This is a genomic window from Chlorobium sp. (assembly GCF_036528655.1).
GTDB lineage: Bacteria > Bacteroidota > Chlorobiia > Chlorobiales > Chlorobiaceae > Chlorobium.
In genome coordinates, this window is the sequence record NZ_JAIGND010000026.1 from 40,612 (window position 1) to 55,658 (window position 15,047).

General features: G+C 53.9%; 13 protein-coding genes. 9 read left to right on the forward strand and 4 right to left on the reverse strand.

The window, feature by feature from the left end; translation table 11 throughout:
• The first annotated feature begins 4 nt into the window (after positions 1 to 4).
• A complete protein-coding gene (locus tag K4305_RS07565; RefSeq protein ID WP_442880441.1) occupies positions 5 to 2,359 on the forward strand; it encodes a DNA translocase FtsK in 2,355 nt (784 codons plus the stop codon).
• Positions 2,360 to 2,444: 85 nt separating this feature from the next.
• Here the strand turns inward: K4305_RS07565 and K4305_RS07570 are convergent, their stop codons facing one another.
• The 3 genes from K4305_RS07570 to der form a co-directional block, all read right to left on the reverse strand.
• Entirely contained in the window at positions 2,445 to 2,702 is a 258-nt protein-coding gene (locus K4305_RS07570; protein WP_331561806.1) for a NifU family protein, read from the reverse strand.
• A 133-nt stretch (positions 2,703 to 2,835) separates the two neighbouring features.
• Positions 2,836 to 3,945, reverse strand: a complete 1,110-nt coding sequence (locus tag K4305_RS07575; protein ID WP_331561807.1) for an Mrp/NBP35 family ATP-binding protein — start codon at positions 3,943 to 3,945, stop codon at positions 2,836 to 2,838.
• A 73-nt stretch (positions 3,946 to 4,018) separates the two neighbouring features.
• Entirely contained in the window at positions 4,019 to 5,332 is a 1,314-nt protein-coding gene (gene der / locus K4305_RS07580) for a ribosome biogenesis GTPase Der (protein WP_331561808.1), read from the reverse strand.
• A gap of 157 nt (positions 5,333 to 5,489) precedes the next feature.
• Here der and rplM point away from each other — a divergent pair, with 157 nt between their 5' ends.
• From rplM to pyrH, 5 genes are all read left to right on the forward strand, one after another.
• A complete protein-coding gene (gene rplM / locus K4305_RS07585; protein ID WP_331561809.1) occupies positions 5,490 to 5,939 on the forward strand; it encodes a 50S ribosomal protein L13 in 450 nt (149 codons plus the stop codon).
• Positions 5,940 to 5,959: 20 nt separating this feature from the next.
• Positions 5,960 to 6,349: a 30S ribosomal protein S9 gene (rpsI, locus tag K4305_RS07590; protein WP_331561810.1), complete on the forward strand. Its 390-nt coding sequence runs from the start codon at positions 5,960 to 5,962 to the stop codon at positions 6,347 to 6,349.
• Between the two features lie 148 nt (positions 6,350 to 6,497).
• Entirely contained in the window at positions 6,498 to 7,256 is a 759-nt protein-coding gene (gene rpsB / locus K4305_RS07595) for a 30S ribosomal protein S2 (RefSeq protein WP_331561811.1), read from the forward strand.
• A gap of 55 nt (positions 7,257 to 7,311) precedes the next feature.
• A complete protein-coding gene (gene tsf, locus K4305_RS07600; RefSeq protein ID WP_331561812.1) occupies positions 7,312 to 8,178 on the forward strand; it encodes a translation elongation factor Ts in 867 nt (288 codons plus the stop codon).
• Between the two features lie 89 nt (positions 8,179 to 8,267).
• Positions 8,268 to 8,987: a UMP kinase gene (gene pyrH, locus K4305_RS07605; protein ID WP_331561813.1), complete on the forward strand. Its 720-nt coding sequence runs from the start codon at positions 8,268 to 8,270 to the stop codon at positions 8,985 to 8,987.
• A 9-nt stretch (positions 8,988 to 8,996) separates the two neighbouring features.
• Here pyrH and recX read toward each other — a convergent pair whose 3' ends face one another.
• Positions 8,997 to 9,467, reverse strand: a complete 471-nt coding sequence (gene recX, locus K4305_RS07610; RefSeq protein ID WP_331561814.1) for a recombination regulator RecX — start codon at positions 9,465 to 9,467, stop codon at positions 8,997 to 8,999.
• Between the two features lie 87 nt (positions 9,468 to 9,554).
• On the opposite strand from recX, the gene K4305_RS07615 reads away from it, so the two are divergent.
• The 3 genes from K4305_RS07615 to K4305_RS07625 all read left to right on the forward strand — a co-directional run.
• A complete protein-coding gene (locus tag K4305_RS07615; protein WP_331561815.1) occupies positions 9,555 to 9,992 on the forward strand; it encodes a (deoxy)nucleoside triphosphate pyrophosphohydrolase in 438 nt (145 codons plus the stop codon).
• A 138-nt stretch (positions 9,993 to 10,130) separates the two neighbouring features.
• Positions 10,131 to 11,330, forward strand: coding sequence for an MFS transporter (locus tag K4305_RS07620; RefSeq protein WP_442880442.1), 1,200 nt, complete (start codon positions 10,131 to 10,133; stop codon positions 11,328 to 11,330).
• A 212-nt stretch (positions 11,331 to 11,542) separates the two neighbouring features.
• On the forward strand, positions 11,543 to 15,047 hold a 3,505-nt coding region (locus K4305_RS07625; RefSeq protein ID WP_331561817.1), incomplete at its 3' end, for a choice-of-anchor I domain-containing protein.

A 15,047-nucleotide genomic window follows, 5' to 3' on the forward strand; every position in this document is an offset into this window, starting at 1 on the left:
CCTGATGCTTGCATCCCTGTTTTTCATTGCGGCATTGCTGAGTTTTCATCCTGAAGATGAATCCCTTCTTGTCTCGCTTTCCTGGAACGACATATCGAGCTCTGCGGCAAAAGAGACCGCCCGAAGCATCGGAAATCCTTTCGGGTTGCTGGGCGCGAGGCTTTCGGCGTTTTTTGTCCGTTCGTTTTTCGGGTACCCTGCGGTTCTGCCCGGCATCGCCCTGCTTGTGTGGGGTTGGTCGCTTTTTCGCCACAGAAGTCTCAAACCGGCCCTGCTTTTTTTTCTGTACATGCTTTTCATGGCTATCGATATCGCTACCATGTCGGGCCTGACTTCAATGCCGTTCAGCGACTATCTTGCCGGTACTATCGGCAGGATGTTTGCTGCCATGCTTTCTACCCTTATCGGCATGACGGGCGCATGGATTTTTCTTGTTGCCGCCGCAGCCGTAACTACCTTTTATATAAGCCGAACCCTGGGCAACCTGTTTTCCGATACCAGGCAGTCTTTCGGCGAGGTTTTCAGACGGCCTGTCGGCATCGTCAGGGCCTGGTTCGAGCGGAGAGCCTCGCGCAAAGCCGATCGGCTTCGCATAAAAGAGGAGAACAAACTGCGGAAAGATGAGAAAAAACGAAAGAAAAATGTCAGCAAAACCGTTTCTGAACCGGTTCAGCCGAACAAAAACCTCATGGCTGATGATGCCCTGGGTTCCGGCGACCATCTGAAGGTATTTTCGGATGAGCATGCCGAAGCGCCTCCTCTGCAGCCGGTTGTGGAGCCTGTCATACAGGCCGGAATCGCCGGAGAACCTGAAATGATCATCACTGCCGGCGTTCATGAGAAAGAAGCCGATCTTGATGAGCGGCGTCTGAAAGTCAAGACCAAGGACAGGGAGCCCTACCGTTTTCCTTCGATCGATCTGCTCGAAAGGGTTGCCGAGGACGATAACAGCATCGATGAACGCCATCTTGCCGAAAGCAAGCGTAAACTGCTTGAAAAACTCAATATCTACAAAATCGACGTGGTGAGGATTTCAACCACGGTCGGGCCTCGGGTAACGCTTTTTGAAATGGAGCTTGCTCCTGACGTCAAAATCAGCCGGGTGAAGTCTCTGGAGAACGATCTGGCCATGGCGCTTGCCGCAAGAGGGATCCGCATCATAGCCCCTATCCCGGGCAAGAATGCCGTCGGTGTCGAAATTCCGAACAGCAAGCCGAAAACCGTCTGGCTCCGATCGGTCCTGCAGGTGGAAAAATTCAAGAACAGCACGATGACGCTTCCCATCGTGCTCGGTAAAACCATTGCGAACGAAGTATTTATCGCAGATCTTGCCTTGATGCCCCATCTGCTGATTGCCGGCGCCACCGGAGCGGGAAAGTCGGTCTGTATCAATGTCATCATTTCAAGTCTGCTCTATGCCTGCCGCCCCGACAAGGTGAAATTCGTCATGATCGATCCGAAACGGGTAGAACTTTTCCACTATCAGCATCTTAAAAACCATTTTCTTCTCAAGTTTCCCGGTATTGACGAGCAGATCATCACTGAACCGCAGAAAGCGGTCTATGCGCTCAGATGCGTGGTCAAAGAGATGGAGGCTCGTTACGAAAGCCTTGAAAAGGCCGGTGTCCGCAATATCGGCGATTATAACAGGCGTCTGCCCGACGAGGCTCTGCCTTATCTGGTCGTCGTGATCGACGAACTCGCCGATCTGATGATCACGGCCGGCCGAGAGGTTGAGGAACCGATCATCAGGATCGCCCAGCTTGCCAGGGCCGTCGGCATTCACCTTATCGTTGCTACCCAGCGCCCCTCGGTCGATGTTATCACCGGTATCATCAAAGCCAATTTTCCCGCCCGCATCGCCTTCCAGGTAGCCAGCAAGGTCGACTCCCGCACGATTCTTGACGGTTCCGGTGCCGAACAGCTGCTCGGTAACGGCGATATGCTCTATCAGCCCTCGGATCAGCCGAAGTCAATGAGGATCCAGGCCCCTTATGTGTCATCTCACGAGGTTGAGCAGATCACAAGGTTTATAGGGTCGCAGGAGGCCCTGAAAAATATCTATATGCTTCCGGCGGCGGAGATGCAGAAAGGAGGCTCGATGTCTGCCGGCGGCATACAGGATCGGGACGGCCGAGACGCTATGTTTGAGGAAGCGGCAAGGCTTGTGGTCATGCACCAGCAGGCGAGCGTATCGCTCCTGCAAAGGCGTCTGAGGCTCGGGTTCAGTCGGGCGGGACGGGTGATGGATCAGCTCGCTGACGCCCGCATCGTCAGCCATGCCGACGGCAGCAAGCCAAGGGATGTTCTCGTCGCTGACGAAGACGCTCTGGAAGTGCTGTTGAGAAATCCGGATTAGGGAAGAGGCTGGATGGCGGAAAATAAAAACGGCTGCTTTGGTGATGGTGCCGGGCAGCCGTTTTGGCGTTCTGTTCTTTACCGGTTCAGACCGACTCGACGCGGGCGATTTCGGGAATTGCTTTCTTGATCGCCTGTTCGACTCCGGCGCGGAGGGTGAGGGTGCTCATCGGGCAGGAACCGCAAGCTCCGAGAAGTTTGACGTCCACAACCATATCCTTGGTGATGCCGACGAGCTGGCAGTCGCCGCCGTCCACCTGAAGGTAAGGGCGTACGGTTTCAAGTGCAGCGATAACCCTGTCGTAGAGGCCGTCGCTGTTAGGCAGATAATCCTTGGTGCTCATGATCGAATGCTGTTAAAATGATTTGAAATACATGAAAAACTCAAAAGCCGGATCTGTTTCAAGCTCTTATAATATCACTTCCCGCTAAAAAAAACAGGATAAAAAAACTTCCTGAATGCCTCTGTCCGGGCATTCAATGGCAACAACCCGACGAACATGAATGTTCCGAACCCGTACTCATTCCTGCATTTGTCATTGAAATCTGACGGGCAACTTCCTGCGCCGAACGGGCGAGCGCCGCAGCAGTGACGGTTCCGGGATTTGCAATGACGAACGGAGTGCCGCTGTCGCCGCCTTCGCGTACCTCCCGTCCTATGGGAATGGAGCCAAGGAATGCGATGCCCTGGGCTTTTGCGAACTTTTCACCTCCCGATTTGCCGAAAATGTAATCTTTCGAGCCGTCGGGCAGTTCGTAGTAGCTCATGTTCTCCACCAGTCCGAGAATCGGCACATGCACCTTTCGGAACATGCTGACCGCTTTTGCGACATCGGCAAGCGCGACATCCTGCGGAGTGGTGACGATAACCGCACCCGTCAGCGGAATTGTCTGCACCAGCGTCAGCTGTATGTCGCCGGTGCCGGGCGGAAGATCGAAGATCAGGTAGTCGAGATCGCCCCATTCCACCTCGGTAATGAACTGTTTGATGGCGCTCGAAGCCATGGGCCCGCGCCAGATTATCGCCGTGTCGGTTTCGATGAGAAACCCGATCGACATCAGTTTGACGCCGTATTTCTCGACAGGGACAAGGTTTTTATTGACAACCTCGGGTTTGGCGTCGTAAATGCCGAACATGGTCGGGATGCTCGGTCCGTAGAGATCGGCGTCGATCAGGCCGACTTTCGCGCCGGTTTCGGCAAGGCTGACGGCAAGATTGACCGCTATGGTGGATTTGCCTACGCCTCCTTTGCCTGACGCGACGGCGATGATGTTTTTCACCCCCTTCAGCGGGCGTTCCTTTTCTTCTCCGTGATGGCCGCATCCTGAAGTGACTTTCGAGGTCATGTTCACTTCTAAATCGTCGGCAAGGGGGGCATAGGTACGAATGGCGTCGATGCAGGCCTGCCTGATATGGTTTTTCATGGGGCACGCAGGCGTCGTAAGAACCACGCTGAACGATACCTTGTTCTGTTCGTCGATGCGGATATCCTGAATCATGCCGAGCGAGACCAGATCCTTTTTCAGGTCCGGTTCCATGACGGTCTGCAGTGCGGCGATGATCTGCGATTCTTCTACTTTGTGCATAGTAACTGAGATGAGTTTGATGGTCGAATTGCATTTGGCGATGCCCCTTTAGGGGCAAGGGCTTTCCGGCCGGTTACTTTTCCATGAACCGAAGCGACACCGGAACCCCTTCGAGATTGAACTTTTCGCGAAGTTTGTTTTCAAGGAACTTCCTGAAATTGCTCTGCACAAGCTCAGGATTATTGCAGAAAAATGCAAATACCGGCCAGTGGGATTCGATCTGCGTCATGTACTTGATCTTCAGTTCCTTGCCTGATTTTGTGGAAGGGTGCTTTGCTGCGAGCGCCTCTTCGAGAAAACGGTTCAGTGTACTGGTGGGAATTTTCTGCAAACGGTTCCGGCTGATCTGCTCGGCTGTGTCGATGGCGCGATAGAGGTTCTTTTTCGTCATTGCCGATATGAACAGTATCGGAATCCAGGAGAGGTTGCCCATGTGCGATCTCAGGTTTTCCTCGTAGATTGTGCTGGTTTTCGAGTCTTTTTCGATCAGATCCCATTTGTTTACCACGAGCAGGACGCCTCTTTTGCGTTCTGCCGCCATGTTGATGATTTTCAGATCCTGTTTTTCAAGGCCCTGTCTTGCGTCGAGCATCACGACGGCGACCTCGCACCGCTCCAGGGCTTTTTCCGTGCGAAGCGAACTGTAGAATTCTATGCCGGCATCGATTTTCGTGCGTTTTCGCAGGCCCGCTGTATCGATGAGCACGAACTCCTGCTGTCTGCGGGTAAACCGGCTGTCGATAGCGTCGCGCGTGGTGCCTGGTATATCGGATACGATCTGCCGGTTGGTTCCGAGCAGTGCGTTGACGAAACTCGATTTGCCCACATTGGGCCGGCCTACTACGGCCAGCCTGACTGCCGGATCGTCGTCATCGCCTTGGCCTTCATGTGCCGGAAGTGATTCGAGAATGTCGTCAAGCATGTCCGCCACGCCGCTTCCGTCGCGGGCAGAAAGGAAATAGGGATGGGTAAAGCCTGTGCTCACGAACGATTCGGCGTCGATGGCGAGCTGTGGGCTTTCAACCTTGTTGACGGCAAAAAATATCTGCTTGTCGCTGAACTGCCGCTGCAGCATTCTGCTGATTTCAAGGTCGTCGTAGGTCAGTCCGGAACGGACATCGGTGATGAATACAACGGCGTCGGCATCGCGTATGGCCGTCATGGTCTGTTCCAGCATGGCCATGCTGATGACGTCGCCTTCCATGCAGTAACCTCCGGTATCCATAAGAAGGAACTGCTTTCCCTGCCACTCCCCGGGCATGATATGCCGGTCGCGGGTTACGCCGGGGGTTGGATCGACAATGGCGCTTTTCTGGCGCAGAATCCTGTTGAAAAGAGTGGATTTTCCTACGTTCGGGCGCCCTACCAGAGCAATCAGTGGCTTCATAACGGCAATACTGTCTTATGCAGGTGCGGCGGACCGAAACGGCCGCCTGAGAATATTCAGAGAAGAGAGCAATACTATAATTTGTAGAATTAAATGAAATAATTTACATTGCTAAACTTTATTTTTCGGAAAAGTCCAGTTAATCCATTGTAGCAGCATGAGCAAGACGTTAAGTTTCAAAACATATTCGGCAAAGCCTGCGGAAGTTGAGCGGAAGTGGTATGTCGTTGATGCCGAAGGCCAGGTTTTAGGAAGAATGGCAGCTGAAATCGCCAGGGTACTCAGGGGAAAACACAAGCCCCAGTTCACGCCGCACATCGACACCGGTGACTTCATCATCGTGACCAATGCGGAGAAAGTCGGTCTGAGCGGCAAGAAAGTCGAATACAAAAGCTATTTCCATCACTCGCACTATCCCGGCGGCGTCAAGATCGATCATGTCAGGGATCTGCTGAAGAAAAAGCCTGAAAAAGTCATCGAGCATGCGGTCTGGGGAATGCTTCCTCACAACAATCTCGGTCGCCAGCTGTTCAAGAAACTCAAGGTCTATGCCGGTACGGAGCATCCGCACGAAGCGCAGTGCCCCGTTGAACTGAAAGTTAACTAAACACCAATAAAGAAGAGGGAATGAAAGAGGTTATCGATACCGTAGGACGCCGTAAAACCTCGGTGGCAAGAGTGTTCATGACGCCGGGCAAGGGCCGGGTCATCATCAACAAGCTTCCGGTGGAAGAGTATTTCAAAGACGAGGTCAAACGCACAAAGGCGCTCAGGCCTCTTGCGCTGACCGAAAGAACTGAAGAGTTCGATATCAAGGTCAACGTTCAGGGCGGCGGACTCAGCGGCCAGACCGGAGCGGTGAGTCTTGCCATTGCCCGCGCGCTTACCGAATTCGACGAAACCGTCCGTCCGGTTCTGAAGACCGAAAAACTCCTGACCAGGGATCCCCGTATGGTCGAACGCAAGAAATTCGGACGCAAGAAAGCCCGTAAACGTTTCCAGTTCTCGAAGCGTTAATATTTTTTTCAGTAAACATCCCGCATACCATGTCATTCCGGATCGCTTCCGGATGATGCTTCATGGAAGTGTCCGGCACTCTCGGGTGCCGGATCCCTCGGAGCCGCAGCATGGTAGAGGCTCAAACTAAACCAGGAAGAATACATTTATGTCACAGCAGTTTCAGCTTGAAGATATGCTCCGCGCAGGAGTGCACTTCGGCCACCTCGCACGCCGCTGGTGTCCGAAAATGAAGCCGTACATTTTCATGGAAAAGAACGGCGTTCACATCATCGACCTGCAGAAAACCGTCGTCCTTGCCGACGAGGCGCTCAGGGCCCTCGAAGCCATTGCATCGACCGGCCGCGAAATCATGTTCGTCGGTACGAAAAAACAGGCCAAGCACATCATTTCCGAAGAGGCCGAGCGAGCAGGCATGCCTTACGTCTGCGAGCGCTGGCTTGGTGGCATGCTGACCAACTTCTCGACCATCCGTCAGAGCATCCGGCGCATGAACGCCATCGACCGCATGGAAACGGACGGCACCTTCGATATGATCACCAAGAAAGAACGTCTCATGCTCGCCCGCGAGAGAGAAAAGCTCATGAGGATTCTCGGCGGCATCGCCAACATGACAAGGCTTCCAGCCGCGCTGTTCGTGGTCGATATCAAAAAAGAGCACATCGCAATCAAGGAAGCCCGTTCGCTTGGCATTCCCATTTTCGCGATGGTCGATACCAACTGCGATCCGGAAACAGTCGATTACGTCATTCCTGCAAACGACGACGCGATCCGCTCCATTCAGCTCATGGTCAAGGCTGCGGCCGAAACCGTTATCAACGCACGCGCGCTGAAAGTCGAGCAGGAAGTGATTGCCGAAATGGACGAACAGGAAGAAGAGATCGAAGGCGCAGCAGTAGCCGAATAAGATCATGAGTACGCAGCGTTACTATAACAAAATATAAAAGAGTGATTCTAAACCAATGAGCCAGATTTCAGCAAAAGACGTCAAAGATCTGAGAGATACTACCGGCGTAGGCATGATGGACTGCAAGAAAGCCCTTGAGGAGACCGGCGGCGACATGCAGAAAGCCATCGAGTACCTTCGCAAGAAAGGTGCCGCGCTTGCTGCCAAAAGAGCCGAAAAAGAAGCTCGCGAAGGAATGGTTGCCATCAGGCTTGCCGATGATCGCAAGAGCGGAGTCATACTTGAACTTAACTGCGAAACCGACTTCGTTGCCCGCGGCGACGTGTTCACCGGTTTTGCCAACGCACTGGCTTCTCTGGCGCTTCAGAGCGGAGCGGTTTCTCCCGAAGCCCTTCTTGCCCTTTCTCTTGGCGAAGACTTCGGAGGCGAAAAGGTTGAAGACGCAATGACAACCATGACCGGCAAGCTGGGCGAGAAGCTCGAACTCAAACGGCTCGTGTTCTGCGAGGCTCCCGATGGCGTAGTGGAATCTTACGTCCATCCCGGTTCTCAGCTCGGCACTCTTGTGCAGCTTGTCACCGACAAGCCTGAAGAATCCAGGGAGCTGGCAAAGGATCTCGCCATGCAGGTTGCCGCATCCGCTCCGATTGTTGTCGATCGTTCAGAGGTTCCGGCCGAGTACATCGAAAAGGAGATGGAGATCTACCGCCAGCAGGCGCTCGGACAGGGCAAGCCGGAACAGTTCGTCGATAAGATCGTCACCGGACGCCTCGAAAAGTACTATCAGGAGGTGGTGCTGACCGAGCAGGCATTTATCAAGGACAGCAATGCGAAAGTTGCCGACGTGCTCATTGACTTCAGAAAGAAGCATCAGGCTCAGGTTGATGTTAAAGGGTTTGTCCGCTATCAGTTAGGAGAGTAATTAAAAAAAAGCCTCGTTGTACGAGGCTTTTTTTTTGATCATATTTACATAGGCTCGATTCAATCAACACCATTGTCGATGGAGGTGATATGCTGAAATACAGGCGGATCTTGCTCAAGTTGAGCGGCGAGTCGCTTGCCGGAAATGACGGGTATGGCATCAATGCCGCCATGCTCGACCGTTATGCCGAAGAGATCCGCGAGGCCCGCGATATGGGAGCTGAAATCGCCCTCGTCATCGGTGGCGGCAATATATTCCGCGGAGTTTCAGAAGCCGCAGCAAAAATGGACCGGGTACAGGCCGACTACATGGGCATGCTCGCCACGGTCATCAATGCCATCGCCTTTCAGGATGCGCTTGAACGAAAGGGAATCTATACCCGGCTGCAGACAGCCATCAAGATGGAGCAGATGGCCGAACCGTTCATCAGGAGGCGGGCCATACGCCACCTCGAAAAAGGCCGCGTCGTGATCTTCGGCGCTGGTACGGGCAATCCATACTTCACCACAGATACGGCAGCATCGCTCAGAGCTATCGAAATAGAAGCCGATGTGATAGTCAAAGGCACCAGGGTAGACGGAGTTTACGATTCCGATCCCGAAAAGAACCCCAAAGCTGAATTCTTTCCCAGGATTTCCTATCTCGACGTCATTCGCAAGAACCTCCGGGTTATGGATATGACGGCTATCACGCTTTGCAGGGAGAATGTGCTGCCTATCGTTGTCATGAACATGAACGAAAAAGGGAACTTCACCCGTCTGCTTCAGGGCGAGGAGGTCGGTTCGCTGGTGCACGCCGACGCAGTGTAACCGGTATCATCACCAAGGCCGGTTATGAAAGAGACTCTCGATGGTCTCTCTGACGACCGGCCAGCTGAACCCCCTGTTTCGCAGGAACGCTTCCAGTTTTTTTTTCCGGACCGTCTCGTCATAACGGTGCAGTGCGGCTAATTTTTTTTCAGCCGCGGCAAGGCAGAGCGATGCGTTGTCATATTCCCGGAGAAGACTTCCGGCAATTTCGTCAGGAACTCCCTTGCGGGCAAGTTCGAAACGCATGGTGCTTACACCGACAGGTCTGCGTTTCGATCGGCTGCTGATCAGTTCTTTACCGAACGCTTCGTCGTCGACGAGACGTTTTTCGGCAAGATAGTTCATTGCGGCTTCGACGGCATCGTGTCCGTAGCCTTTTTTCACCAGTTTTCCGGCAAGTTCATGCCGGCTGTGATTCCTCAGCGAGAGGAGCCTGAGCGCAAAGGCGATAGCCTCACGGCTCTTAGCGTCGTCGGTCATCCTTTGCCATGAATAGGTTTCGAAAAAACGCTCTTACCCTGTATCTTCGAGGAAGATAACACTATTGCTCAACCCACGGAACAAGGAATGCCTCCGCCAGTACATATCGGCGATGTCGTCTGCGCCATTATTGAGCGTGACGGCTCGTTTCTCGTCGCACAGCGTCCCGAAGGGAAGTCGCTTGCCCTTAAATGGGAATTTCCCGGTGGAAAAGTCGAGGAAGGGGAGCCTGCGCTTGAGGCATTGCACCGGGAAATCCGCGAGGAACTTGGCATAACCGTTACGGTTTCAGGTATGCTGAAGCCGGTGTATCACGCATATCCGGATTTTTCGCTTCGCCTGCTGCCATTCCTCTGCGCAATCCGCTCCGGGGAGCCGGAAGCACATGAACACCAGGCACTCGCATGGATTACCCTTAACTCGATCGGAGACTACGACTTTCCTGAAGCCGATCTGCCGGTGCTCGACGAGTACCGGAGGATACGTACAGGTACAGCTCGACGAGGCGTATTTCTGTCGGGTTAAATTTGTCATTTTTTGCATATTCAGAATCGTTTTTTCAGCAGCATTCATCAATCGGGTTTTCCGGTCGGTACGGCAAACCCCTATCCGGAGGATTTCGTGTCAGGTTCAGAACACGCATCGGTTCGCGATGTGTTCAGCATGCCGGTCATCGTGGCGGCACTCGGTTACTTCGTCGATATCTACGATCTCGTCCTTTTCAGCATCGTAAGGGTTCCCAGTCTCAAAGAACTCGGCATCGAAGGGCAGGCGCTTATCGACGATGGCGTTTTTCTCCTGAACATGCAGATGATCGGGATGCTGCTCGGCGGCATCCTCTGGGGATGGCTCGGCGACAAAAAGGGTAGGCTGAAGATCATGTTCGCCTCGATCCTCATGTATTCGGTTGCCAATATCGCCAACGGTTTCGTGACCTCTCTGCCCGCATACGGGGCGCTTCGCTTCATAGCAGGCATCGGGCTTGCCGGAGAACTCGGAGCCGGCATTACGCTGGTATCCGAAATACTGCACACCCGCATTCGCGGGTATGGCACCATGCTGGTCGCATCGATCGGCGTCTCGGGTGCGATTCTTGCCAATTTCGTCGCCAACAGTTACGACTGGCGCACGGCTTTTTTCATCGGCGGCGCACTTGGCCTGCTTCTCCTGCTTGCCAGGTTCAAAGTCGCCGAATCCGGCATGTTCAGCACCATGGAGCAGAAATCTTCCATAAGCCGGGGAAACATGCTCGCGCTTTTCACAGACCGCAGTCGATTTTTCCGGTACCTGAACTCCATCATGATCGGCGTGCCTATCTGGTTCGTCGTCGGCGTGCTGATCACCTTTTCGCCTGAATTTGCGCTTGATCTCGGCATAGGCGAGACGGTTTCCGCAGGGAATGCCGTGATGTACTGCTACCTTGGCCTGGTTTTCGGCGACCTGTCGAGCGGCCTGTTGAGCCAGCTTCTTCAGAGCAGGAAAAAAGCGGTGCTGATTTTCATGCTGCTGACCGTCGCTGCAGTCGCGCTCTATTTCCTGCAGGGCAGCAGTTCCGCATCGTTCTTCTATGGCGTCTGTGCGCTGCTGGGATTTGCCGGAGGTTACTGGGCTATTTTCATTACCGTTGCCGCCGAGCAGTTCGGCACCAATCTTCGGGCGACGGTCGCCACCACGGTTCCCAACTTCGTGCGTGGCATGGTGGTGCCCATTACCATGCTCTTCCAGTTCAGCAGCGGCTTTCTCGGGCTGCGCTACAGCGCGCTTTTTGTAGGCGGCATCTGTCTTATAGGGGCATTTCTGTCGCTGTTCTCGCTTGAAGAGACCTTTCACAAAGACCTCGATTATTTCGAAGAGTTCCTCTGATCCGGAATAACAGACTTTTTCCGCGATGCCGGACGATCTGTTTTACGGTCGTCCGGCAATACAGCCTTCTCCGCTCGACGATTTTGCATAACGGCAACAAAGTCGTTGCACGCCCTTAATAAAACTGTTTTTGCCCTGTCTTATCATTGTGGGAGCTTACTTCGGTCACACTACCGTTTCACCACAACTTCAACCAGGACAGGAGCCTCACCATGTCTGAAAGCAAACAGCACACTCTGATCGGGTCCATAACGTTGCCCGGATCGGAGATAACGGCATACCACGCGGCAACCAGAACAGCATTTGTCATCGGCGGCAATGACGAACTCTATGTCGTCAGCCTTCTCGATCCGTTTAACCCTGTACTGAGAGCAACCATCGAACTTGCCGGCAAGGCTCAGAGCGTCGCGGTGAATGCCGACGGACTGGTTGCCGTCGCCGTTGACCGGGAAGCGACTGTTCCCGGCAGTACAGCAACCTACCATACCGATGGACTGGTTCAGTTTTTCACGATCTCCGGTACAACCCTGATTCCCGCAGGTCAGGTTACGGTCGGTTCGCTGCCGGACTCCATTGCCTTCAATGAAGACGGTACGAGGCTTGTTACCGCGAACGAAGGCGAGCCGAACATGTTCTATACCCAGGCAGTTGATTCGATGGATCCTCTCGGCAGTATCTCGATTATCGAAGTCAATGCGGCAGCTCCCGGATCATCGGCAGTGACAACACTGACTTTCGAAGATTATAACGATCAGCTCGAACAGTTGCGCAACAAAGGCATCCGGATTTCGGGCGACGACGCGGCAGACGGCATTCAGGGTAACCTCGTTGCCCAGGATATGGAGCCGGAGTATGTTTCCATAAGCGGCGGCAAGGCCTACGTATCCCTGCAGGAGAACAATGCCATCGCGGTTGTCGATCTGACAACGAAAAAAATAGTGGCGATTCATCCTGTCGGACTGAAAGACTGGGATCGCGGCACTCCTGAGGCGACCACCTATGAATTCGATATCGCCTATCCGGGTGAAAGACCCGATTTCAACGATAATGGCCAGGTCGATGACGGAGAGGTGGTTGCCGGCGGCCTTTCAGGTCTCTGGTATGACGGGAAGGAGACGATCGACGGAACCGAATACGAAATCTATTATACCATTACCGATCGAGGCCCGCAGGCCGCAAGTATCGGAGATCGCGAAGACGACAATCCTGCAGACCCGAACAAAGGCGGCAAAATCTTCGACGATCCCGACTATCCGATAACCGTTTACAAGCTCGGCAAGGCAAATGGCCAGATCGTTGAGCTTGGCAGCACAACGCTCAAGGTTCCGGATGGGATTGGCGGATTCCGCGATGCTTCCGGTCTTGGCATGCTCGACCGCAACGATGCGGCCTATCGGCTCACCGGGCAGGATGGGGATGGTTTCAACACCTACGAGCTTGTCGGCAAGGATCAGTTCGGTCTCGATACGGAATCGATCCTGCATCTGACGATTTCGGGACTGAACAGCGGCAATCCTGTCTTTGCCGTCGCTGATGAATACGGCCCTCAGATTGCCATTTTCGATGCGGCTACAGGGAACCTGATTCATCGTATTATGCCTGCAGGAACCAATTTTGCGGCCGCAGCCAATATCGAGTATGCCGATGTTCCGGCATACACCCTTCAGACGCTTCCCGGAGTCTACAGCACCATCTTCAACAACCGCGGTTTCGAGGCGATGGCCTGGAACAGCGATGACGGGCTGCTCTACGCATTCGTACAGAGTCCCCTGAGGCCGTCGGGTTTCGATAACCAGGAGGTTGTCAGGATCATCGCAGTTGATCCGACGACCGGCGAGGCCGTTCATGAATACATCTATTCGCTTACCGGCGAGAAAGGCCAGGACAAGATCGGCGACGCAGTCTACGATGCGGAACGCGATGTGTTTTACGTCATCGAACGGGATTCGGGGACAACATCGAACGCAAATAAAACGATTTTCGAAATCAATCTTGCCGGAGCTACGGACACGCTGGACTACACGACTGGACAGGACGGTAAAAGCTGGGAGCAACTGCTCGGTACCGGCGTGACGCAGCCGGAGCTTGCAGATGTCGAGAGTCTGGCCGATGCGCTGCAGGGCGATATTGTTTTTGTAAACAAGAACGAACTGCTTAATCTGCCCTCTCTTGGCATTGACCCTCGTTTCGACAAGGCCGAGGGACTTGCGCTCAAGCCGGACGGCACGCTCGTGGTCGGTTTCGACAACGATTTCGTCCATGTGGACGGACGGCCCGACAACATCCTGGTGGAAATAGGATTCAACGAGCTTGCAGTCGATACTTCCGACAAGGATGGGGGGATCGATCCCGGACATCGACCATTCTACGGCATGCGCATGCCCGATGGCATCGATAGCTATGAGTATAATGGCGAAACCTTCGTCGTCATAGCCAACGAAGGCGACGGCAGAATCCGCCCGGATGCTGTCAATTTTGTCGTGGAAGAAGAGTACGATGGGGCATATCTGAAGCTGATCGCGACGCTTCCTGGCGGGGTAACGCCTGTCGATACGATAACCGATCCATTGACGAATGGAACCTTCTACGTGATTGAATCCGATAAAACTGATAATGAGGCCGAAAAAGTCAAAGAAGGTGATGAATATTTCCTCACCATGAAGTATGGCTGGAAGTCGGACGATTACTTCTATTCCGATGAAACCCGTCTCGTCGATTATGAAGACCTCGAAAAACTGAATCAGTACATCCAGGATGAAGGCAAGAAGTCAGGGGAGATCGGACGTCTCAAAACCATCAACACCGAAGTTTACCTCACCGATGAAGCAGCTGAAGATCAATCGCCCGAACAGGTGATCGGTTTCGGCGGACGGTCGTTTTCCATCATGGACAGCAAAGGCAATATCGTCTACGATAGCGGCGATCTGACTGAACGGGCAGCAATTGAAGCCGGGGTGTATGACGACGGGCGTTCGGACGATAAAGGCACCGAGCCGGAGAATGTAACGCTTGCCGAAGTAGACGGTCGCATCTACGCGTACGTCGGTCTCGAACGGGCCAACAGCGTGGTTGTTTTCGATGTCACCAACCCATACGAGGTGGAATTTGTCGAACTTCTCGATGTCGAGGGCGATACGGGATTCGTTTCGCCAGAAGGTCTGGTTACCGGCAGCGGCTTACTGATCGTGTCCAACGAAGTCGAGCCGGGTCTTGCGATCTACGCCCTTCCCGATACGCCGACTGTTGAGAGACCTCTTGAAGACGTTACGGTGCAGGAAGACTCGAAGCTGGAGCATATAGTGCTGGCCGATGCATTTGCCGACATCGAGGAAGGCGACAGTCTGACTTACACGGCGACGCTTGCCGATGGTTCTCCTCTGCCCGGGTGGCTGCAGTTCAGCGCATCGCATCACGACATCGAGACTCTTGAGGATTATTTCCTGCCGAACGGCAATCCCGATAATGCAACAGGTTCCGGACCAGCCACGGACTCGGCATCCGCAGGTACGGCAATTGCAACCGGCGTGAAAACCGTCGATGGCAACATCGCCTGGGAAAGAACCGACAGTGCCGGCGGCGAGATCGAAACCATAGCCGAAACGCTCAGGAACGAGATGGGCTACGCGATCGGCGTGGCCAGCACCGTGCCGTTCTCGCACGCTACCCCGGCGGCGTTCGTGAGCCACGACGTCAGCCGCAACAACTACTGGGACATCG

Bases quoted from the DNA above. Each gene is read 5' to 3' on its own strand.
- rpsI (WP_331561810.1), top strand. From the start codon at position 5,960: ATGAAAGAGGTTATCGATACCGTAGGACGCCGTAAAACCTCGGTGGCA.
- pyrH (WP_331561813.1), top strand. From the start codon at position 8,268: ATGCTGAAATACAGGCGGATCTTGCTCAAGTTGAGCGGCGAGTCGCTT.
- tsf (WP_331561812.1), top strand. From the start codon at position 7,312: ATGAGCCAGATTTCAGCAAAAGACGTCAAAGATCTGAGAGATACTACC.
- rplM (WP_331561809.1), top strand. From the start codon at position 5,490: ATGAGCAAGACGTTAAGTTTCAAAACATATTCGGCAAAGCCTGCGGAA.
- der (WP_331561808.1), bottom strand. From the start codon at position 5,332: ATGAAGCCACTGATTGCTCTGGTAGGGCGCCCGAACGTAGGAAAATCC.
- K4305_RS07570 (WP_331561806.1), bottom strand. From the start codon at position 2,702: ATGAGCACCAAGGATTATCTGCCTAACAGCGACGGCCTCTACGACAGG.
- rpsB (WP_331561811.1), top strand. From the start codon at position 6,498: ATGTCACAGCAGTTTCAGCTTGAAGATATGCTCCGCGCAGGAGTGCAC.
- recX (WP_331561814.1), bottom strand. From the start codon at position 9,467: ATGACCGACGACGCTAAGAGCCGTGAGGCTATCGCCTTTGCGCTCAGG.
- K4305_RS07615 (WP_331561815.1), top strand. From the start codon at position 9,555: ATGCCTCCGCCAGTACATATCGGCGATGTCGTCTGCGCCATTATTGAG.
- K4305_RS07565 (WP_442880441.1), top strand. From the start codon at position 5: ATGCTTGCATCCCTGTTTTTCATTGCGGCATTGCTGAGTTTTCATCCT.
- K4305_RS07620 (WP_442880442.1), top strand. From the start codon at position 10,131: ATGCCGGTCATCGTGGCGGCACTCGGTTACTTCGTCGATATCTACGAT.
- K4305_RS07575 (WP_331561807.1), bottom strand. From the start codon at position 3,945: ATGCACAAAGTAGAAGAATCGCAGATCATCGCCGCACTGCAGACCGTC.